At 56.2% G+C, this 22,378-nt stretch carries 17 protein-coding genes; 6 read left to right on the top strand and 11 right to left on the bottom strand.

Annotated features, from left to right (window positions below):
- Positions 1-50 precede the first annotated feature (50 nt).
- Entirely contained in the window at positions 51-1,073 is a 1,023-nt protein-coding gene (locus tag AAF463_RS19830) for an LLM class flavin-dependent oxidoreductase (RefSeq protein WP_137387124.1), read from the bottom strand.
- A 204-nt stretch (positions 1,074-1,277) separates the two neighbouring features.
- Here AAF463_RS19830 and AAF463_RS19825 point away from each other — a divergent pair, with 204 nt between their 5' ends.
- Positions 1,278-2,345, top strand: coding sequence for a fatty acid desaturase (locus AAF463_RS19825; protein WP_350262272.1), 1,068 nt, complete (start codon positions 1,278-1,280; stop codon positions 2,343-2,345).
- A complete protein-coding gene (locus AAF463_RS19820) occupies positions 2,233-3,027 on the top strand; it encodes a PhnD/SsuA/transferrin family substrate-binding protein (RefSeq protein WP_350262271.1) in 795 nt (264 codons plus the stop codon). The genes AAF463_RS19825 and AAF463_RS19820 overlap by 113 nt, the downstream gene beginning before the upstream one ends.
- A 112-nt stretch (positions 3,028-3,139) precedes the next feature.
- Here the strand turns inward: AAF463_RS19820 and AAF463_RS19815 are convergent, their stop codons facing one another.
- The 8 genes from AAF463_RS19815 to AAF463_RS19780 all read right to left on the bottom strand — a co-directional run bounded on the left by AAF463_RS19815 (position 3,140) and on the right by AAF463_RS19780 (position 13,383).
- Positions 3,140-4,480, bottom strand: a complete 1,341-nt coding sequence (locus AAF463_RS19815) for an LLM class flavin-dependent oxidoreductase (RefSeq protein WP_350262270.1) — start codon at positions 4,478-4,480, stop codon at positions 3,140-3,142.
- 10 nt (positions 4,481-4,490) lie between these two features.
- Positions 4,491-6,098, bottom strand: coding sequence for an ABC transporter ATP-binding protein (locus AAF463_RS19810; RefSeq protein WP_350262269.1), 1,608 nt, complete (start codon positions 6,096-6,098; stop codon positions 4,491-4,493).
- The gene (locus tag AAF463_RS19805) at positions 6,095-6,928 is read right to left on the bottom strand and encodes an ABC transporter permease (RefSeq protein ID WP_350262268.1); all 834 of its coding nucleotides are present in this window, start codon (positions 6,926-6,928) and stop codon (positions 6,095-6,097) included. Before AAF463_RS19805 ends, AAF463_RS19810 begins: the two co-directional genes overlap by 4 nt.
- Positions 6,925-7,917 carry an ABC transporter permease gene (locus AAF463_RS19800; protein ID WP_350262267.1) on the bottom strand — a complete coding sequence of 331 codons (993 nt, stop codon included), beginning with the start codon at positions 7,915-7,917 and terminating at the stop codon, positions 6,925-6,927. The genes AAF463_RS19805 and AAF463_RS19800 overlap by 4 nt, the downstream gene beginning before the upstream one ends.
- A gap of 13 nt (positions 7,918-7,930) precedes the next feature.
- Entirely contained in the window at positions 7,931-9,544 is a 1,614-nt protein-coding gene (locus tag AAF463_RS19795; RefSeq protein WP_350262266.1) for an ABC transporter substrate-binding protein, read from the bottom strand.
- A gap of 36 nt (positions 9,545-9,580) precedes the next feature.
- The gene (locus tag AAF463_RS19790) at positions 9,581-10,105 is read right to left on the bottom strand and encodes a GNAT family N-acetyltransferase (protein WP_350262265.1); all 525 of its coding nucleotides are present in this window, start codon (positions 10,103-10,105) and stop codon (positions 9,581-9,583) included.
- A 734-nt stretch (positions 10,106-10,839) separates the two neighbouring features.
- Positions 10,840-12,453, bottom strand: a complete 1,614-nt coding sequence (locus AAF463_RS19785) for an ABC transporter substrate-binding protein (protein WP_350262264.1) — start codon at positions 12,451-12,453, stop codon at positions 10,840-10,842.
- Between the two features lie 159 nt (positions 12,454-12,612).
- Positions 12,613-13,383: a hypothetical protein gene (locus AAF463_RS19780; protein ID WP_350262263.1), complete on the bottom strand. Its 771-nt coding sequence runs from the start codon at positions 13,381-13,383 to the stop codon at positions 12,613-12,615.
- Between the two features lie 590 nt (positions 13,384-13,973).
- On the opposite strand from AAF463_RS19780, the gene AAF463_RS19775 reads away from it, so the two are divergent.
- The 4 genes from AAF463_RS19775 to AAF463_RS19760 all read left to right on the top strand — a co-directional run bounded on the left by AAF463_RS19775 (position 13,974) and on the right by AAF463_RS19760 (position 19,366).
- The gene (locus AAF463_RS19775) at positions 13,974-14,771 is read left to right on the top strand and encodes a fimbrial protein (RefSeq protein WP_350262262.1); all 798 of its coding nucleotides are present in this window, start codon (positions 13,974-13,976) and stop codon (positions 14,769-14,771) included.
- 100 nt (positions 14,772-14,871) lie between these two features.
- The gene (locus tag AAF463_RS19770; protein ID WP_101761189.1) at positions 14,872-15,375 is read left to right on the top strand and encodes a CS1 type fimbrial major subunit; all 504 of its coding nucleotides are present in this window, start codon (positions 14,872-14,874) and stop codon (positions 15,373-15,375) included.
- Between the two features lie 76 nt (positions 15,376-15,451).
- Positions 15,452-18,190: a TcfC E-set like domain-containing protein gene (locus AAF463_RS19765; RefSeq protein WP_350262261.1), complete on the top strand. Its 2,739-nt coding sequence runs from the start codon at positions 15,452-15,454 to the stop codon at positions 18,188-18,190.
- Between the two features lie 9 nt (positions 18,191-18,199).
- Positions 18,200-19,366 carry a CfaE/CblD family pilus tip adhesin gene (locus tag AAF463_RS19760; protein ID WP_350262260.1) on the top strand — a complete coding sequence of 389 codons (1,167 nt, stop codon included), beginning with the start codon at positions 18,200-18,202 and terminating at the stop codon, positions 19,364-19,366.
- A 128-nt stretch (positions 19,367-19,494) separates the two neighbouring features.
- Here the strand turns inward: AAF463_RS19760 and AAF463_RS19755 are convergent, their stop codons facing one another.
- Together AAF463_RS19755 and fusA are read right to left on the bottom strand one after the other, a co-directional pair.
- Complete coding sequence (locus AAF463_RS19755) at positions 19,495-20,088, bottom strand: LuxR C-terminal-related transcriptional regulator (protein ID WP_222184015.1); 594 nt, start codon at positions 20,086-20,088, stop codon at positions 19,495-19,497.
- Between the two features lie 168 nt (positions 20,089-20,256).
- Positions 20,257-22,353, bottom strand: coding sequence for an elongation factor G (fusA, locus tag AAF463_RS19750; RefSeq protein WP_350262259.1), 2,097 nt, complete (start codon positions 22,351-22,353; stop codon positions 20,257-20,259).
- Positions 22,354-22,378: the final 25 nt, after the last annotated feature.

Genomic DNA, 22,378 nt, shown 5'->3' with positions numbered 1-22,378 from the left:
TCGCGCCGCTACGGAATGGTGCATCTGTTGTAGCAACGCAATTTATTACATCAACGCCAACCCAACTCCGGTGCAACGTGGGTCAAAATGCTCTCAATCACGTGCGCACAGTAATCCACGCCTAACTGATTCGGGATAGTCAGCAACAGCGTATCCGCTTCGGCAATCCCTTCGTCCTGCGCCAGCTGTTTGATCAACTGATCCGGCTCGGCGGCATAACTGCGACCAAAGATGGCGCGGGTTTTCTCGTCGAGGAAACCCACCGAATCCCGATCCTGTCCACTGCGACCAAAGTAGGCGCGGTCGGTGTCGTTGGTCAGCGCAAAAATGCTGCGGCTCACCGAAACACGCGGCGTACGCTGATGACCCGCCGCTTCCCACGCCTGACGATAAGCACGAATCTGCTTCGCCTGCTGCACGTGGAACGGCTCGCCAGTTTCATCATCTTTCAGGGTGGAGCTTTGCAGGTTCATGCCCTGCTGCGCCGCCCAGATAGATGTCGCGTTGGAACCCGATCCCCACCAGATACGCTCACGCAAACCGGCCGAGAACGGCTCAAGACGTAACAAGCCCGGTGGATTGGGGAACATCGGCTGCGGATTGGGTTTAGCAAAACCTTCACCGCGCAGCACTTCCAACAGTTCCTCGGTATGGCGACGGCCCATATCGGCATCGCTTTCACCGTTTTGCGGATCAAAGCCAAAGTAGCGATAGCCTTCGATAACCTGCTCCGGCGAGCCTCGGCTCAGACCGAGCTGCAGACGACCGTTGGAAATCAGATCCGCCGCACCGGCATCTTCCGCCATATACAGCGGGTTTTCGTAGCGCATGTCGATCACGCCGGTACCAATTTCAATCTTTTTGGTGCGCGCACCGACCGCCGCCAACAGCGGGAACGGCGAGCTTAACTGACGCGCAAAGTGGTGCACGCGGAAGTAAGCGCCATCGGCACCCAACTCTTCAGCGGCGACTGCTAAATCAATCGATTGCAGCAGCACGTCCTGCGCCGAACGGGTGGCGGATTGTGATGATGGGGTCCAGTGACCAAAAGATAAGAAGCCAATCTTTTTCATGCTGAAATTCTCCTCGTGAGCCGTGCCGGCTCGAACGTTTCCAATGCAGCAAGGTTACGCCACAGACGAGGTGACTGATAGCCAATAGATTTCGCGCGCTTCATCAACTTTTTTGCATAACTAAGAAAAAGAGATTCTTTGTGTTCATCACGGTGATCAATCATCGTCAAAAGCCTAATTACTGTTTACAGGTTCGGCTTCACCATGAGTAAAGGGACATCCGCCTATCTCAGTGCGCAACAGCGTGACGTGGTGCATCAACTGGCGCGCAGCTGGCTGTGGCGCAGCGAATTGCCAACGTGGCTATTGATGGTGGCGGTGTACGGCGGTTGGTTCGCCAGCGTTGTCTATTGGCGAACGTTGGGGTTAACGCTGAGCACGCTGCTGCTGGTCCTGTTTACAACCTGGTATATGTCGCTGCAGCACGAGTTGATTCACGGCCACCCGACGCGTTTTCCCCGTCTCAACCAGCTGTTCGGCACGCTGCCGCTGGCGGTGTGGTATCCGTATGGCTTATACCGCGACTCGCATCTGGCGCATCACCGCAACCACACGCTGACCGATCCCGATGAAGATCCGGAAACCTACTACCTTTCGCCGGCGCGCTGGGCGCAACTCAAGCCGTGGCAGCAGCAGGTGATTCATCTGCGCAACACCTTTCCCGGACGTTTGCTGATCGGCCCGCTGCTGGATATGGCCGCCACCCTCAAAAAACTGGTGCTTGCCTTTATTGATCGCGATAAACCGGCGATGGCGATGTGGATTATTCATCTCACCTTACTGAGCGGGCTGTTTTACTGGATGACGCTGCACGGCTTCTCGCCGCTGTGGTTGGTGCTGACGGTGAGTTATCCGGCGCTGATGCTGACCAAAGTACGATCCTTCTACGAGCATCGTGCCGACGAGGAGCCGCTGGCGCGCTCGGTCAATAACGAAGCCGCGTTGCCGTGGCGTTTGCTGTTCCTCAATCTCAACTATCATTCTGTACATCACGATCTACCCGGTTTGCCGTGGTACGGATTACGCAAAGTCTATTTGCTGTATCGCGATGGTTATCACCAGCGTAACCACGGTTTTCGCGTCGCCGGTTATGGCGAATGGATAACCCGCTTCTGGCGCAAATCGGTCGAGGTTAATGCCCATCCGGGTACGCAAAAGGATGCACAGGATGCCCACTCTTTCGTTACCGATGTACGACATCAACCATCAGGCGACTATCGGCCTGACCTCAGCGCTAACGACGCTGTTGCAACAACGCGGCGTGCAAGCTGAGGTTGGCTGGCCGCAGGATTTACTGCCGCACTGGCGCGATGACCGGCTGCTGCTGAGCCAAACCTGTGGTTATCCGTTGGTGGAGCTGCTGCCCGATGTGCAGCTGGTTGGCACCTTCCTCTCCAGCGCCCAGGGCTGCGACGGCCAGCGCTATCGCAGCTGGCTGGTAGTGCGCAGCGCAGATGAGAACCTGACGCTAAGCGACTTTCGCGGACGGCGCGCGGTGTGCAACAGCAACGATTCCCACTCCGGTTTCAACTCGCTGCGCTACGTGATTGCGCCGCTGGCGCAGAACGGGACATTCTTCAGCGCAACCCGATTTAGCGGCAGCCATCGCCAGTCGCTGGCGGCGTTGCGCGCGGGCGAGGCGGATATCGCGGCGATTGATTGCATCACCTGGGCGCTGCTGCGCCGCAATTTCCCGCAGGAGCTGGCGGGGCTGGAGATCATCGGCGAAACACCGCTGTGCGCCGCGCTGCCGCTGATTACGTCAGCCAAAACCGATGCAGCAACCCTCGAGAAATTGCGCAGTGCGTTGAGCGAACTGACCAGCGAAAAGCGTTATCAGGATCTGTTAGCGGAGAGTTTGATTAGTGGATTCAGCGTGAGCGATCGGGCGTTTTATGACGAAGTGCGGGAGTGGAAAGATCGCGCCGCCGCGCTGGGCGTGACGGCGTTGTGATGTTCAACATTGCGCAATAAATTGCGCCGCTACGGAATGTGCGGTGATTGATTACCGTACACAAAAAGCGCACATATTCGTAGCGGCGCGATTCATCGCGTTCATTTGACCTTTAAGCCACTTCGACCCTGTGCCGCTGCGCCGCAAACTGATTCTCGGGTTCGGGCAAGCCGAGATTTTCACGCAGCGTCTCGCCTTCATACTCTTTGCGATAAATACCCCGCGCCTGTAACAGCGGAATCACCTGCGCCACAAAATCATCAAACGCCGTTGGCGTACCGCCACGCACGATAAAACCGTCGGTTGCGCCCTGCAGGAACCAGTTTGCCAGCCCTTCGGCAACCTGCTGCGCCGTACCCAGGAAAGTCGGACGCGGCGTCGCTTCTTCCAGCGCCGTCTGGCGCAGCGTTAAGCCACGTTCGCGCGCGTTCTGTTTGATCTTGTCGGTGGTGCTGCGGAAGCTGTTGCTGCCTAGCTCGCCAATGTCCGGGAAAGCTTCATCCAGCGCATACTGGCTGAAATCGTGATGCTCGAAGTAGCGGCCAAGATACTCCAGCGCTTTATCGATGGTCACCAGCTCGGCGGTTTGCTGATAGCGGCGCTCGGCATCCTGTTCCGTTTCGCCAATAATCACGCTGATGCCCTGGAACACACGGATATCATCGGCATCGCGCCCGCGTGCCGCCAGCCGGCGGCGCACGTCTTCACGAAACTCGCGCGCCTGCTCCAGCGTTTCCTGGCGCGTATAAATGGCATCGGCGGCTTCGGCGGCAAAGGCTTTGCCCGCTTCCGACGCGCCCGCCTGGAACACAATCGGACGGCCCTGCGGCGAGCGACCGACGTTGAGCGGTCCCTGCACCGAGAAGTAGTGTCCTTTATGATTTAGCGTATGCAGTTTGTCGGCGGCGAAGAATTCTCCGCTCTGTTTGTCGCGCACAAAGGCATCGCCTTCCCACGAATCCCACAGCCCTTTCACCACCTGCAAATACTCGCTGGCAACGCGGTAACGCTCGTCGTGTTCTGGATGGCTGCTACGCGAGAAGTTTTTCGCCGATCCTTCCAGCGGCGACGTCACCACGTTCCAGCCGACGCGACCGCCGCTCAGATGATCGAGGCTGGCGAACTGGCGCGCCACGGTAAACGGCTCGCTGTAAGAGGTAGAAAGCGTAGCGACCAGCCCGATTTTCTGGGTCACCAGCGACAGCGCCGACAGCAAGGTGATCGGCTCAAAACGGTTGAGGAAGTGCGGAATCGACTGCGGCGTGATGTACAAGCCATCGGCGACAAACAGGAAATCGATCTTCGCCTGCTCAGCTTTGCGCGCCAGATCCAGCACGTAATCGATGTTAATGCTGGCATCCGCCACCGCATCGGGATGACGCCATGCCGACATGTTGCCGGATACGCCCTGAATAATCGCGCCCAGCCGCAGCTGGCGTTGTGTCTGACTCATTCTGCTCTCCTTAATATGCGTTCGCGGGCTGCCAGTCAGGAATGACCGGCAGTGCCTGTAACAGTTTTTGCGTCCACGGATGCTGCGGCGCGGCGAACACCTGCTGCAGCGCCCCGCTCTCCACCACTTGCCCGTTCTGCATCACCAGCACGCGATCCGCCAGATGCTGGATCACGCCGAGATCGTGAGAGATAAACAGCAGCGCGGTGCCGTGTTCGGCCTGCATATCGGCCAGCAGATCCAGCACCTGCGCCTGCACCGAAACATCGAGCGCGCTGACCGGTTCATCGGCCACCAGCAGCGCCGGATTCGGTGCAAAAGCGCGCGCAATCGCCACGCGCTGGCGCTGACCGCCGGAAAGCTGTTGCGGGTAGCGCTGCAGGAAGCGGTCGCCGAGCTGCACTTCATCGAGCAGTTGACGCACGCGCTGACGCCGCGCATCGCCGTAAATTCCGGCACTATCGAGGCTTTCGCCGATAATTTTCTCTACCGTGTAGCGCGGGTCGAATGAGCTGAACGGATCCTGCGCGATCAGCTGCAAGCGCGCACGCCGGGCGCGGCGTGCTTTCTCCGGCAGACGATCCCAGCGCTCACCTTCCAGCAGCAGCGTGCCGCTGTCCGGTTCGGTTAAGCCCATCACCACTTTCACTAGCGAGGTTTTGCCGCAGCCGGATTCGCCGACCACGCCAAGCGTCTCTCCGGCGTGCAGCGTGAAGTTGATGTCGTTGAGCACCAGGCGATCGCCATAGGCTTTATGCAGGCCGATGCCTTCCAGCAACGGTGCGCTGCTGGGTGTCGGGCGCGGCGGCAGCGGCGTCGGTTCAGCCGCGCTCAGGCGCAGACCGCGCGTGGCGGGCGTTGGTACCGCGCGCAGCAGGCGCTGCGTCCAGGCGTGTTGCGGACGATGGAGCAGCGGACCGCTGTTGCCCTGCTCCACCACTTCGCCATCGCGCATCACCAGCACGCGATCCGCCAGTTCCGCCACCACCGCCAAATCGTGGCTGATCAGCAGCAGGCCATGGCCGTCGCGGCGGCGCTGCGCCAGCAGTTGCAGAATCTGGCGCTGCACCGTCATATCCAGCGCGGTGGTCGGTTCATCGGCGATCAATAAGGTTGGCGTACCGGCCAGCGCGGTAGCAATTAACGCACGCTGGCGCTGGCCGCCCGAAAGTTGATGCGGATAGCGTTCCAGGCGGCTTTCGGCATCGTGAATGCCTGCCGCCTTCAGCAGTGCGAGGCTTTTGTCCTGCAAATTGTTGCGATGACCGGCGGCGCTTAGGGCATCACTCAGCTGCTGACCAATGCGGCGCAGCGGATCGAGCGACACCAGCGCGTCCTGCAACACATAGCCAATGCGGCGACCGCGCAGCGCGCGCCAGTCGCAGCGGCTGGCGTGGCGCATATCGCGGCCGTCAATGGTGAAACGGTCGGCGGTTAATACTGCGCCCTCCGGCAGCAGGCCAAGCAGGCTGCGCGCGGTCAGGGTTTTGCCGGAACCGGATTCCCCGACCAGCGCCACGGATTCGCCCGCCGCGACCTGCAGGTTGAGGTTTTTCACCACCTGCTGCGGCCCGAAACGAATCGAGAGATTCTGGATATCAATAAACGGCTGGCTCATGCGGATCGTCCTTCAAAACACGCCTGCCAGTAACGACCCAGCGTATTCACCGCAATCACCGTCAGCGTGATAAACACGCCCGGCCACACGGCGATCCACCACGCGTTACGCAGATAATTGCGTCCTTCCGCCAGCATCAGGCCCCATTCGGCGGTCGGCGGCTGCGGTCCCATGCCGAGGAAACTCAGTCCGGCGGTGCCAATAATCGCGGTGCCGAGCCCCAGCGTGGCCAGCGCCGGCACCTGCGCAATGGCGTGCGGCAAAATGTGGCGCGTGATCAGCGTGAAACGTGACAGGCCAAACGTACGCGCCTGCTCAACATAGCCGGAGGTCATCACGCTGTAGGTTTGTGCCCGCACCACGCGGGCAAAACGCGGCACCGACGCAACGCCGAGCGCGATAATCAGGTTGTTAGTGCCGGGCCCGGTAAAGGCGATCAGCATCAGCGCTAGCAGCAGATCGGGAAAGGCGGAAATCACATCCACCGCGCGGCTCAACAGCTCATCAACCACGCCACGCGCCAGCGCCGCCACCAATCCCAGCAAAGTGCCAAACACCACCGCCAGCGCCATCGCCGCCACGCTGATCAGCAGCGAATAGCGGCTGCCGTAGATCACGCGCGTCAGCAGATCGCGTCCCAGCTGATCGGTGCCCAGCCAGTGCTGCGCCGACGGCGGCAGCTGCGCGTTAACCGGATCGGCCAGCAGCGGATCGCTGTGCGCCAGCCACTGCGGCGCGATCACCGCGATTGCCAATACAATGAGAAACAGAATCGCTGCCCACACCGCGGCGGGCAGCGCAACCGGAAGACGTTGAAGCACGGCAATCATGATTTGCTCTCCCCGCGCAGACGCGGATCAATCCACAGCGACAGGATGTCAACCAGGGTGCTCATCACCACGTAGATCAGCGCCGAGAGAATGGCTACCGCCAGCACCACGGGTAGATCCTGCGCCAGCACTGCATCGACGGTCAGTTTGCCAAGGCCGGGACGACCAAATACCTGTTCAGTAATCACCGCGCCGCTCAGCAATCCGCCCACCAGCCAGCCGGTTAACGTGACCGCAGGCAGCGCCGCATGACGCAGCGCGTGGCGCAGACGAATGGTGGTTTCCCCCACGCCCCATGCGCGCAGCGTCAGGGTGAATGGCGCATCCAGCGCGCGCTCCAGCTCGCGGCGCAGCAGTTGAGCGATCACCGCGCCCTGCGCCAGACCGAGCGCCAGCGCCGGTAGCACCAGCGACGATAGCGAGCGATCGCCCGCCACCGGGAACCAGCGCAGCGTGAAGCTGAAAATAAACAGCAGCACGATGCCCATCCAGAAAGAGGGCGTGGAGGCCAGCAGCAGCTCGATACCGTTAGCCACGCGGCGACCAATGCGACGATGCGCGGTGCCGACGGCAATCACCACCGCAAAAATAATGCTGACCAGTAGCGCCGCCAGCGTCAGTTTGATGGTGGGCCACAGCTGCGTGGCCAGCAGATGGCTGACTTCAGTGTTGAGCATGTAAGAACGGCCAAAATCGCCGTGCAGCACGCGCCACATATAGTGCAGATATTGCCACCACAGCGGTTCGTTCAGGCCCCATTCGGCGCGGATCGCCGCCTCAATGGCTGGCGTACGCAGCTGCTCACCGATCAGCAGGCTGACGATATCGCCCGGCGCCAGATGCACGCCGAGAAAGGCCAGCGAAACCGCCGCCCACAGCACCAGAACGCCGCCCAGCAGGCGGCTGACGATGCGGCGCGTCAGGTCGCTGCGCCACACCGATGGCCGACGCGCGCGTGGCGTTCGGGTGACAATGCTTTCCAGACTCATCTTCGCCTCCTGATTAGTGGTCGCTGAGCCAGATGTCGTACGCGTTCTCCGGCATCTGTTTGAAACTGCGGAAACCGGCACCGTGCACGTAGCTGGCGGTGGCGATCTGGTCTTCTGGTTCATACAGCGGGATCGCCAGCGCCTGCTGTCGCAGCGCGTATTGCTGCAGCTGGCTGTAGAATTTACGGCGCTGATTAATATCCAGCGTCGCTGCCGCCTGATCGAGCCAGCCGTTGATTTGCGGGCTGTTGACGCGGCTGTAGTTAATCGGCCCGCCAGCTTTCACCGGGCGATAGTGGTTTTCGATATCGATGCTGTCGGTTTCGGTATTCGAGTTAGCAATCGAGCCGAAGTGGCCGGTGTTGCGCACCTCGGTGTAGGTGCCAGAATCGACATAGCGCAGTTTGATCTCCACGCCGAGACGCTGGCGCGCCTGCGCCTGAACCGCCTGCAGCAGCACATCGCGCTGATCGCGCACCGTTGCCTGCGCCTGAATCACTTCAATGCTCAGACGCTGGCCGTCTTTGGTGCGGAAACCGTCGCTGTCGCGCGTTTGCCAGCCCGCTTCATCCAGCAGCTGGTTGGCGGCAGCGGGATTGTTACCATACTGACCTTCGAGATCGTTGTTGTAGAGCGGATCGACCGGCGAAGTAATCCCCCACGCGCGAGTGCGTTCGCCGCGATACACCGACTTCAGCAGCGGATCGATATCCAGCCCTTGTAATAACGCCTGACGCACGTTCACATCCTGCGTCGGGCCGTATTCCACATTAAGGTACAGCGAATATGGCGTGCCGGTGTTCAGCGCGTGCTGATAAGTGAAATCGGGATTGTCTTTGAATTCACCGGCGTCATTGCCGGAAATCCCTTCAATCGCATCCAGCTGCCCGGACAGCAGCGCGCCGGTACGCACCGAGGATTCCGGCAGGAAGCGATAGGTCACGCGTTCCAGATAGGCCGGGCCTTGATGCTTAGCGGTGGCGGGCGCCCAGTTGTAGTGCGGATTGCGTACGAATGTCACCTGTTGGCCTTTTTCGTAGCTCTCGATAATGAACGGCCCGGTGCCCGCAATCTCTTTGCCACCGGCTTTCAGCTGCGGCGAGTTCCAGCTGGCCGGTGCCAGAATCTGCAATCTGGCGGCGAACGACAGGAACGGCGAATAGCCCTGCTTCAGCGTGATGGTGACGGTGTGATCGTCTGGCGTCGCCACGCTGGCAATTCTCGCGCCCAATGCGCAGATGCTGCTGCCGGCGCAATACTTTGCATCCTGCACATGGCGGAAATTCTCGGCCACCGCATTGGCATCCAGCTTCTCGCCGTTGGAAAAGGTGACGTCGCGGCGCAGGCTAAAACGATACACTTTGCCATCCGGACTGACCTCATAACTTTCTGCAAGCCAGGGTACGAAACTGCCGTCGGTTCGACGCGCCAGCAGCGATTCCCACACGTTACGCAGCGTCACTTCCGCTTTGGATTGCCCATTCAGCTGCGGGTTAAACGGCACGGGTTCAGTTTCGACGCCGAAGGTTAAGCTGCCGCCGCTGCGCGGTTGCTCAGCGGCAAAAAGAGATGCGCTTCCCAGCAGGCAGGTCACACCCAGCGCGAGAGTGATTGAATTCGCTTTCATAAGATCCTTGGTGGTTGCAGGTGCTTTTTTAGTTATTCAGGCGATTTTGGCGATGGGTTGATCGGCTGGCGGGTTGAATTCCTTTTTCAGAAACACCAGCGCTTCGCCTAATGGATTGGTACGGTGATGGAACGGTTGATAACCGCGACGCAGATAGAGCTCGCTCAGCCATGGATGCTTGATGGCGGTGGCGAGATAGACGCCCGGCGCTTTCAGCGTCTCTTTCAGCAGGGTTTCTTCGGCGTAGGTAATGATGTCGCGGCCGTAGCCCTGCCCTTTGTAATCAGGGTCGACGGCGAACCAGTGAATAAACGGCAGCGACGAAGGCGCATGTTCATCCTGCTGCCACGGAAAACGCACCGTGACGGTCGCCACCGCGCGTTTCCATTTGCGTAGCACCAGCACGGTTTCCTGCTTGATGACGCGGCGCACCTGCTCGACGTTGCCCTGTGAAATGGTGAAATGCACATCCAGCGCCACCAGCGCAGCATAGGCGCGTTGCAATAGCGCAAATATTTCTTCCGCATCGTCGGGCTTGGCAACTTCAATTAGCTGACTCATGGTGACCGTTTCCTTATTCAATCCTGCCGAAAGTATTAAAATCCGGCGGATTAAAGTAAACCGAGAATAACGGCAATCGATTTGTTGAATATGGGAAATGGTATTTTATTGCGATGCAATAATGCCCACGGAAATAAAACCCTCGTAGGGTCGCCATTAATGGCGTAATGCTTGTCAGTTAAGCAAGCATTTTGCTTTGAACAGGTAGCGGGCTCTGACACATCTGCTGCGTCACGGGCCGTCCTCGCGCCGCTTACGCGGTACCTTCGGCTTCAACGTTGTGCCAAACGGACCGTTCGCGGATCGGCCGTCCTGGCCGGCCCCGAACTGCCTCACGCATCCCTGCGTGAGGCTCCTGGCCCAACGTAAAAGCCTCAGCGCTGCGGATAGCCCTTTTGCCGCAGCAGACGCGCCAGCGCCTTTAGCAAATGTGCCCTTTCTAAAAACACGCACAGAAGTTTAAGCAGGCCGGGGCCACTTTTGGGCAGGCAATCCGCAGCGCTGAACGCAGCGAGGAAGCCAGGAGAGCCCGCAGGACGCGGGCGAAAGGCGGAGCCGGGACAGGACGTCCCGTCTCCGCCGGTCCGTCAGGCAGACGAGCAAAGTGAAGGTACCGCGCTAGCGGCGCGAGGACCGCCGGACCAAAAGTGGTCCCGGTCTGCGCACTCGTCGTTGGCTTAACTGACAAGCATTACGCCATTTGTGGCGACCCTACGGTGACCGAACGGGCGATATTACGGTTTAGTTACCCACACATCGTAAACGCTTTCTGGCATCTGCTTATAGCTGCGGAAACCGTAGCCATGCACGTAGCTGGCGGTGGCTAACTGATCTTCCGGTTCGTAGAGCGGCACTGCCAATGCCAGTTGCGGTAATGCGACCTGCTGCAGTTGGCTGTAGAAATCGCGGCGTTTCTTAAGATCCAGCGTGCTGGCGGCTTTATCCAGCAAGCCATTGATCTTCTCATCGTTGACGCGGCTATAGTTAATTGCGCCGCCCTGAGCGATCGGACGATAGTGGTTTTCGATATCCACGCCATCGGTTGGCGTGTTGGAGTTGGCGATGGTGCCGAACTTACCGCTTTTACGCACATCGGCATAAGTACCAGAATCAACGTAGTTCAGCTTGAGATCCACGCCAAGACGCTGACGCGCCTGCGCCTGAATCGCCTGCAGCAGCACATCGCGCTGGTCGCGCACCGTTGCCTGTGCCTGAATCAGCTCAATGCGCAGACGCTGACCATCTTTGGTGCGGAAGCCTTCGCCATCGCGGTTTTTCCATCCTGCTTCATCCAGCAGGGTATTGGCCGCATCCGGATTGTTGCCGTATTTGCCCTCTAGCTCTTTGTTGTAAAGCGGATCGATGGGCGACGTGATGCCCCACGCGCGGGTGCGTTCGCCGCGATACACCGACTTCAGCAGCGGATCGATATCCAACCCTTTTAGTAATGCCTGACGCACTTTCACATCCTGCGTCGGGCCATATTCCACGTTGAGGAACAGAGAATATGGCGTACCAGTGTTCAGCGCATGCTGATAGGTAAAGTCGGGATTGTCTTTGAACTCACCGGCATCGTTACCGGAAATGCCTTCAATAGCATCAACCTGACCAGACAGCAGCGCGCCAGTGCGCACCGAAGATTCCGGCAGGAAGCGATAGGTCACGCGATCGAGATACGCCTGTCCCTGATGCTGCGCGGTGGCTGGCGCCCAGTTGTATTTCGGGTTTTTAACGTAGGTCACCTGCTGGCCTTTCTCATAGCTTTCGAGAATAAACGGCCCGGTGCCCGCCAGATCTTTGCCGCCCGATTTCAGCTGTGGAGATTTCCAGCTGGCCGGCGCCAGAATCTGCAAGCCCGCAGCGAAGGACAGAAACGGTGAGTAGACCTCTTTCAGGGTGATCACCACCGTGTGATCGTCCGGCGTTTCAATCTTCTCAATATGCGAACCCATCAGGCACAAACTGGTGCCGGCGCAGTATTGCGCGACCTGAGTTTGACGGAAGTTATCTGCCACCGCGTTGGCATCAAACTTCTCGCCGTTAGAGAAGGTGACGTCCTGACGCAGATTAAAGCGGATCACTTTACCATCCTGGCTGGCTTCATAACTCTGCGCCAGCCACGGCACAAAGCTGCCATCCGGGCGGCGCGCCAGCAGTGATTCCCAGAAGTTACGCAGCGTGATTTCCGCTTTGTCCTGACCGTTAAGCTGCGGGTTAAAAGTGGTCGGCTCGGTTTCAACACCGACCGTCAGGCTGCCGCCGCTTACCGGTTGGTCGGCGGCTACCGCGTTAATCGTGCTTCCCAGGAGGCTAAAACCTAATGCCAAAGCTATTGAAGTTAATTTCATAGTGTCCTTGGTAATTGCAGGTAAATATTATGTAAGGCCTTAATCTGGCCTGTATTAATTCCCGCTGAATTATTAAAACCCGGACAAATAAATGTAAAACGACAATAGTGGCAATCGATTTGTTGGATTTGGCAATTCACCAGTCAGCGAAAAAGCAGATTATCGTGACAGGCTCGCCGGTAGCTGAGGCACGCCAGTTAAACCGCGCAACCCGTACTCGACCATCGCCATATAGACCGCAAAATAATCCAGCGCCATCTGCATAAAGGAGAGATGCAAAATGAGCGTATTACTGGTTTTATTCAGCGTCAGCAACCCGGCTGCTTCAGCGTCCTGCAGGCAGCGTTTAATGTGCGAGCGCGAAACACCACATTTCACTGACGCTTTCAGGTAGTTGTACTCAATAACAGTGGTTTTTTGTTGCAGACTCTCGATGTACAGATCCATCAACAGCATGTGCCCGGCATCCCTGAAAATGAAGGCTTTACTCTCTGGCACCATATCGAACAAGTAAACATGCTTGAGCGTGATTTCAGCGTATTTTTTGAAGTATTCGGCATGAAAGTTTTCCATTTTCAGGCAAGCCGAAACATCGAAATCGTCGTACAACATACCGTAAGGAATCATCATGGTATTAATTAAAGCCCGCGTTTCATCCAGCGCTTTGCGGGTCACCGTGTAGGTTAACTTTCGTTTATCCTGCGCGTCCTTTTTAACTTCCATACGCCCACCGACCCGAATAAAGAGCAGAAAGGAATCAATAGTGTTGTCGCTAATCAGACCGGTTTTTTTACAAAAGTCTTTTACATCACGCAGCGTTGGGTTTGCTGAGGTGAAGGCGTACGCCATGATGGCCGAGCCAATAATAAAGCGATTAGCTTTGAAAATGACTTTAAAATAGAGCGGCTTAGTCAGATACAGTCTGAACAACAGTTTGTAATGCTTCTGCATAACTAATGAGATGTTGTCATTTGACTTAATCTCGGCTGCGCGTTGGTGAATTAATGCTGTGAGTTGCTGTTTGCTTTTCATATTGCTGTGTGGTGTGCCTGGTTATCAATTATAAAATTTTTTAAAAATCACCCTCATGCTCCTGGATTTATTTAAATCCTGTTGAGAGGCGGTTGATGATGCTTTATGGAGGTATTATTTCTGAGGTTAATATTTTAAGATTAACATGGGTCTTTTTGCCCTTCTGGGCACGATCTTACCATCAATGGACTATTTTATGTAAAGCTTGATTTATTCTGAGCTGACATGCCCATTTCTAAGCCTGAAAATTGATCTTTGTTTTTACAATTATTTCATTAAGTTAGGTCGCGATATTTCCTCAAGTATTCCCTTTGTAGCACGGCTTAAAAAAATTAACCACAAAAATGGACAGTGACTTAACAAATCCCCTATGAGAACTTTCTTAACGCACGGTTATTCCACTTGGTTAAGTGAGACTGGTTTATAGCTAAGCCGATTCATACAGGGAATATCCGACAGATTTTTGATGGAATTTATAAGGATTTATCATGGACGACTCACCGCATAAGACACTACGTCACGGCCTTTCAATGGCTATTTTAAGCCATAATACTCTGGTGAAAAAACTCGCTTACCCACTGATTCTCATGGGTTTTATTTCCATGCCAGCGGCATGGGCGAATATGAGTGTCTATCCGATGGAAGTCACCCTAAATAATCAGGGTGCGGCACAGGTGCAGACATTATCGCAAAGCGGTGAAGCGCAGTTTATTCGCGTCAGCATCAAGCGAATTGAGCGCCCTGCAACACCGTTTGAAAAAGAAATATTGGTTGAAGATGCCGTTTCGCCATCGCTTATCGCCACCCCGGATAAATTCGCGCTGGCTTCCGGTTCACAACGCATTATTCGGCTGATTTCATTACAACCGCCAGAAAAAGAGACTGCCTGGCGCGTTTACTTCGAGGCCGTGGCTGCCCCGGATGAATTGAAAGATAAATCGCCGCAGAATAATAACATCAGCAACCAGGTCGGCATCAATTTAGTCTGGGGCGTGCTGGTACATATTCCGCCGCGTAATGCCAGATTATCGCTCACACAATCAGCATCAGGCGAAGTCAAAAACGCTGGCACGGTTCGCGTAGTGATTCGTGAGGTCGCGGTTTGCTCAAAACAACATAGCAGCAGCAGCTGTCAGTGGAAAAAAGAACACGCCACGGTTTATCCGGATGAGACATTGCGTTTTAAAGCCTGGAGTTCGGCACAATTAGCCGCTGCCCAGGAAGTCAGAATAAAACATGTTGATCTCAATACGCGGAATATCGCCGAGTACGTTATCGGACACTGATCAACGTATTAAAGGAATAACAACCTGTTTGTTATAAAGCAGTTCATTACCCATGAGACGGTCATTTACGGCCAGTACAAGGATTTTCACGGAGCTACAAATGCAAAAATTAATCAAACCACTAGTCATCGCTGCTGCGTTAACGGCTGTATTTAATGCACAGGCGGTGCAGAAAGATATTACGGTGAATGCGAATGTTGATTCGACGGTGGATATGACGCAGGCGGACGGAACCGCATTACCCGGCACCATTAATATGCAATATATTCCGGGCCGTGGTTTATCTACCTATTCTCTGGACACCAAAATCTGGTCGAACTCGCAAACTGCCAATATCAACGTTGCGCTGGTGAGTGCCGCTCAGCTTAACAATACCGTTACCGGTACAGCGGTACCTTTGACCGTCACGCTGGGTGCGGATTTAAAACCGATCACCACCACGAACACGGCCCTGACTTACGCCTCGCTGTTCCCGGCGGGCACCGCAAACGGTTCGTCAGTATTGCCACTGAAAATTTCGCAGACCACGCCGGGCGTGCTGGCAACCGGCACCTATTCCGGCGTTGTGAGCCTGTTAATTACGCAGGCCACCACGCAGAGCTAATTTGTCGGCATTGACTGATCAATTATTTCGGGGGCCGCTCGGCCCCCTTATTATTCTTTTTCAGCAGGATGCTGTAATGAAGGTCAATATTCACGTCGCTTTAATAGCCTCTTTCATTACCCTGATCCCTTCTCTTGCTCCTCGTGCTGCCACGCAGGTTCCGCCTGGTTTTGAATCGCTGGTTACCGGCCAGACGCTGTGGGTCAACCTTTCTGTTTACGGGCAATCGCTTGGCTTGTTTGAAGCTTCTGTTTCGCTGGATAGCGTCAGATTCTTGAAACCGCATCAGGTTGCACGGGCGGTGATGCAGCATTATCAAAAGGATCCGCAGCAGGAAAAGCGCTTAGACCATCTCATCAGTGAACCTTTGGCACGCAACGGTAATAAGGCATGCAGCAGCAACGGCGGCGCAGCGGGCTGTGACTATCTGGAGACCGATTCCCTCGCGCTAATCTATGACGAAAATAATGCCAAAGTGGCGCTGTTTCTCGGCCCGGAATTTGTGCCGCTTGCGGCTGACAACTCATCGCCCTATTACCAGCAGACTGCCGAAACGGAAGCGGCGTTTATTCATCAGCAGAATATTAACTTCGTCACCAACCGCGATGACCAGACGTTATCGCTGCAGGGGGCGGGCGCGCTAGGATTCACTGAAAACAGCTATGCCGGAATTGACTGGGACTATCTGGCGCAAAAATACCGGCAGCAAAGTCATCAGGAAGTGCGTTTTAACAACGTGTTTCTGCGCCGCGATCTCGGCAAACGCTATTATGTGCAGGCCGGACGCATGGATTCGCGCGATATCTTCAGCAACGCCGGCGGCAACATTACCTTAAGCCAACTGCCGCTCAGCACCATCGAAGGGGCGCGCGTCGGTTCGACGCTCGCCTGGATGAACCGCGCACAGGCGGCGCAAGGCACGCCGGTCACTGTCTTTATTACGCGCCCGTCGCGTATTGATGCTTATCGCGGGCAGCAACTGCTTGGCACCTTTTACCTGAATGCCGGCACGCAAAATCTTGATACCAGCGCCTTTCCCAATGGTAGCTACAGCGTGACGCTACGTATCTATGAAGATAATCAGTTGTCGCGTACCCAACAGGTTCCTTTTAGCCGCACCGGTAATGCCACCAGCCAGAACATTGAATGGTTTGTGCAAGGCGGCTCCATTCCCGATCGCGAGATGCAGGGCAACGGCGCTGCATCGCAATCGGGTGCCGATCGCCGTGTGATGCAGGCGGGCATCAAAGTGCCTGTGATGCAAGACGCTGCGCTGACCGGCGGTGTCGCCGTGACCAACCGCAACCGCTTTATCGAAAGCGCACTCGACTGGAGCCACGGATTTGATAATCCGCTGCTCGACGGCATCCTCACCACCCGCTTTAGCTACCTGAAAGGCAGCGAAGGTTCGCGCGGCAATATCCAGCAGGTCGCTTATAACGACGGATTCTCCCTCAGTTTCTACCGCAGCGCCCTGTATGCGCAGGATTGCTACAGCAACAACGGTGGGCAATACGGTTTTAGCGGGTGCTACCAGAGCAGCAGCCTGATGTTCAGCGTGCCGGTGAAAAGCTGGTATCTGAATGCCGGTTACAGCGCCAGCAAGAACGAGGGCCGCAATGTGCTTCCGGTGCAGTGGGATGATAACGGCGTCGTGCCGCAGTGGGCGCGCCGCAACATCTACAGTAAAACGCAGACTACCACCTGGCAGGCTGGCCTGGGGCGCGGCTTCAGCGTCAACGGACTCAATATTAATACCAGCGCCAATCTCTTTACCCGCACCAGCAGCAGCGGAACTCAGCGCGACAACGGTGGCTTCCTCTCCGTCTCACTCTCGCGCGTCAGCACGCCAACCATCGATTCACGTTCGAGCTACAGTTCGCTCGGCATGACCTACCAAACCGATCGCAACAACAAGGATCAGGTTGGCTATAACGTGTCGCAAAACTGGTATTTCGATGCGCAGAATCAGCAGGAGATCGGCGTGAACCTTAACGGTAATCAGGAAAATACTTTGAATGCTTCCGTTTACGGCAAAACTGCGGGCGAATACGGCAGCGGCAGCCTGGCATTCAGCTCTGCGTCGTCCGGTTCATCCGCTCAGCGCTTCAGCAGCAGCGGCAGCTACAACTCCTCATTGGCGGTAGCGCGTTCCGGCCTCTATTGGGGCAAATGGGGCAACGGCCTGCCCGGGGCGGCGGTGGGCGTGCATGTGGCAAGCAGCGATGAAAGCCGCGACACACGCGTGGATGTCTCCGTTGATGGCGCGGGCAGCGCCAGCCTACATGGCACCGGCCGCACTTTATTCAGCGTACCGGCTTACACCCAGAGCGCGATCAGCATCAACGATTCCATCGAATCCACCGACGGTATGCGCAGTGAAATCACCCAGGGTGCCGGACGACGCACGCTGTTTATCGCGCCGGGCCGCATGCTGGTGAGCAAAGTGAATATTGTTTCGCGCTACACCTGGCTTGGCAGGCTGATGATCAACCAACAGCGTCCACTGGAAGGCGCCACGCCGCTGAATGTCGCCAGCTGGTCCGGTTTAGGCCAGGGCGGATTCAGCGCTGAGACCGATCACCGCATAAAAAATCTGTACATGGTGCGCGGCATGCAGATGTACCGCTGTGAAATGAAGGTGAAAAGCACCCATGACGTAGTGCGCTATGTCGGCGACAGCGACTGCAAACCCATCGAGCTGGCTTCAGTGCCGCAGGATGTGCAGCAACGAGCAAAAATGCTGATTGTCACCCGCCATGCGGATGAGGTTCCGCTGGCACGTACCACGTCGTCTTCGCCGGAACAACAATAGGGATTTTAAATGAAAAGTAGAGTTATTAGCGCGTTGACGCTATTGGCCCTCGTCGCGGGCATGCAGGTGCAGGCCGCCATGCTCACGCCTTCAGGGCGCAATACCAACGTTGCCGTAACCTTTGACCGCATGTCAGTACCGGCGCAATTGCCGATCTGGACCAATGAAAATGGCGGTTACGATACCAATGACGCACCAAAATGGGGCCGCAATACGCTGGTTTGCCAGTCGCGCACCAGCAATCAATATGGTGCCTGCCTGACATTACCTGTCTGGCTTGAAGCGTCGCCGTCACCCTACCCCGTTCCACTGTTGTTTACCGAAAGCAGCACCAAACAGACGTTGGTACTGAATGTCTATCTCACCAAAAGGCGCTCACTGAATAATGTGGTGGTGGCGACCAATCTGGTACCAATGAATGCGTTTGGCGGTGCCGTCACGCCGCGTGGCGATGGCACCGATTATTCGGCTTATCTTCCCTCTTCCGAGCTGAGTAAATTCCCATCGGCGGGCACATGGAGCGCGACGCTGAAAATGTCGCTGATGCAGTGGCCAGTGACGTCCTGCACCGGAAATTCGCAAAACGTAGATGTGGGTTGTACCAACGTGACGAAAATGGGTGACTGGATCGCCAACATGACCTTTAAGGTGACAGATTACGGCAACCAGCAGATCTATCTGCCTGAGTTTGGCAATGCGGCCGCCACTGTGGATCTCGGTTTAAAAACTTTCCCCGGTGGGCGCGCCACTACCACCGTCAGCGGCAGCCGTTCGCTGGATATGTGCCTGTACGACGGCAATAATTCTGACAGCAACCGGGTTAGCCTGTTGTTTCAGGACGAAGGTGCAGCCGCGCCCGGCCGGGGAACGGGGTTGTTTTCGCTATATCGCACAGGCGCGGATAAAACTCTGGCGCAAAATCGCCTCGATTATGCGATTGAAGTAATCAACCCGCTGACCAAAGCGCGTCAGGTGGTTGAGAACGGCAGTGAGATTATCTGGAGTGGCACCAACAGAGGTGTGTTGCGACGGGTGGTGTTACCGGGACAGAGCAATTCAGTGCTGTGCGTTCCTGCGCCGATGCAGCTTGTTACACCCGCCTTCACGTTATCGTCAAAAACAGCGGGCCGTTATCAGGGGACGTTGAGAATTATTTATACCCCGACGACGCAATAAAAACTGCAATTACCGAGCGCACACACTGTAGCGGCGCAATTTATTGCGCGATAAATCGCGCCGCTACGGAATGTGCGATGATTAGACGCAGTTATCAAATTATCGGTATTATGCATTAGATTTGTGATTTAAAAATTATTGGTGAAACGCTGATAGAGGTGCAGGCTGTTTTTCAGATTGAGTTTTTTAACGATTTTATTCTGATGGCTATAAAGCGTTTTTTTATTTATCCCGGTTATTTTCGCCACATCTTCAATCGATTCGTAAGTGAATAAGCATCGCAGAAAGTTAAACTCCTTCCTGGTTAAATGATTATTTAATCCGGGAGCCGTCATTAGCTGGTCGCTCTTATGCTGGCACAGCATCATTGCCAGCTTAGTACTAATGGTACCGGTTGAAGATTTTTTATCGATAAAACAATCGGCTGCGATGGCATGGCTGCTGTAGTTAATCTTGTTTTTCACTGAATCTGAAAAGAAAATCAGCGTCGCGTTCAAGGTGATTTTTAGTCTGGTCAGATAATCTATCTGAGCCAGCGCCGCGCGGAAGTTTTCTGGCAGATCAAAAATAATGATTGGCGAAAGAGTGGCGGTTTTTTCCCTGTCACGCATCAGCGCCTTCATTTCTCGAAGCGTATTACAGCACGTGATATTTGAATGTTCCAGCAGCGCAATTAAGCCCTGCTGGTGGTAGCAAGACTGATCCAGATAAATGACATCCATGATTAATTTCCGATAAATATCCCTGATTCTGCGAATACTATCGGCTTCCTGGCGGAAATTAACTGTCCATTTTTGGTGCTAAATGACTCACGCGATCGACAGGTCGATTTAAAAGTAGGCCGGGTACAAAGTGTTACCTCTGTGCCCGGTCTGATTTCATACTAAAGCTTAGGCGCGCGCGGCAATGATGCTCTCAGCCACGTTGCGGGGTGCTTCCGCATAGTGCGCAAACTCCATGCTGTAAGTGGCGCGGCCTTGCGACATCGATCGTAGCGTGGTGGCGTAGCCAAACATCTCGGACAGCGGCACTTCGGCGCGAATAATGCGTGCACCAAAGCGTTCATCCATGCCTTGCAGCGTACCGCGCCGCGCCGACAAATCGCCCATCACGCCACCGGCATACTCTTCCGGCGTTTCCACTTCCACCTGCATCAGCGGTTCGAGGATCACCGGATCGGCCAGTTTCGCGGCGGCTTTAAAGCCAAAGATCGCCGCCATACGGAATGCCATTTCCGATGAATCGACATCGTGGTACGAACCAAACGTCAGCGTGGCTTTGATGTCCACCACCGGATAACCAGCCAGCACACCGCTGTTCAGCGCTTCACGAATCCCCTTCTCCACCGAAGGAATGAACTCGCGCGGCACCACGCCGCCTTTGGTGGCGTCTTCAAAGGCAAATCCGGCCCCCGCCTGCTGCGGTTCCAGCGTCAGCACCACATGGCCGTACTGACCTTTACCGCCCGACTGGCGCACAAACTTGCCTTCCACCTCGCGCACCGTTTTGCGAATGGTTTCGCGATAGGTAACCTGCGGCCGACCGATGTTGGCTTCCACGCCAAACTCGCGCTTCATGCGATCCACGATAATCTCCAGATGCAGCTCGCCCATGCCGGAAATAATCGTCTGGCCCGATTCCTCATCGGTGTGCAGACGGAACGACGGATCTTCGGCCGCCAGCCGCTGCAGCGCCAGGCCCATTTTCTCCTGATCGCTCTTGGTTTTCGGCTCAATCGACAGCGAAATCACCGGATCGGGAAACTCCATGCGCTCAAGTGTGATCACCGCATGGGGATCGCACAGCGTTTCGCCGGTGGTGACCTCTTTCAAACCCACGCAGGCGGCGATATCGCCGGCACGAATCTCTTCGATCTCAATACGGTCATTGGCCTGCATCTGGACAATGCGACCGATACGCTCTTTGCGCCCTTTCACCGCGTTCCACACGCTGTCGCCTTTACGCAGCACGCCGGAATAGACGCGCACGAAAGTCAGCTGGCCCACGTAAGGATCGCTCATCAGCTTGAACGCCAGCGCCGAGAACGGTTCGCTGTCATCCGCATGACGTTCATCGTGTTCGCCCTGCTCGTTGACGCCGCTCACCGCCGGTACGTCGAGCGGCGAAGGCATCAGCTCAATCACCGCGTCGAGCATGCGCTGCACGCCTTTGTTTTTGAACGCGCTGCCGCACAGCATCGGCTGGATTTCACCGAGCAAGGTGCGCTGACGCAATCCGGCAACCACCTCCTCTTCACTGAGATCGCCCTGCTCCAGATAGCGATCCATCAGTGCTTCGCTGGCTTCTGCCGCCGCTGCCACCATGTTCTCGCGCCACTCAGCAGCGAGTGCCTGCAACTCAGCAGGAATCGGTGCATAGCTGAAACTCATGCCCTGGCTGGCGTCGTCCCAGTAAATAGCGCGCATTTTGTTGAGATCGACCACGCCGCTGAAGTGCTCTTCCGCGCCGATAGGAATGACAATCGGCACCGGATTGGCGTGCAGGCGATCTTTCATCATCTGCACCACGCGGAAGAAGTCTGCGCCCTGACGGTCCATTTTATTGACGAAGGCGATGCGCGGCACACGATATTTGTTGGCCTGGCGCCACACGGTTTCAGACTGCGGCTGCACGCCGCCAACCGCGTCATACACCATCACCGCGCCATCGAGTACGCGCATTGAGCGCTCAACTTCAATGGTGAAATCGACGTGTCCGGGCGTATCGATGATGTTGATACGGTGCGGCGTAAAGCTGCCGTCCATGCCCGGCCAGAAGCAGCTCACCGCCGCCGAAGTAATGGTGATCCCACGCTCCTGCTCCTGCGCCATCCAGTCAGTGGTTGCCGCGCCATCGTGCACTTCACCTAACTTGTGGCTCATTCCGGTGTAAAACAGGATGCGCTCGGTGGTGGTGGTTTTACCGGCATCGATGTGCGCGGAGATGCCGATGTTGCGATAACGTTCGATGGGGAGGGTTCGGGGCATGATGCGTCCTTAGTCATTCGACTCG

Origin of the sequence: Pantoea sp. BJ2, assembly GCF_040255075.1 — a bacterium.
Taxonomy (GTDB): domain Bacteria; phylum Pseudomonadota; class Gammaproteobacteria; order Enterobacterales; family Enterobacteriaceae; genus Pantoea; species Pantoea leporis.
Note: the sequence above shows the minus strand (reverse complement) of the source record. Positions and strands in the feature narration are given on the sequence as shown.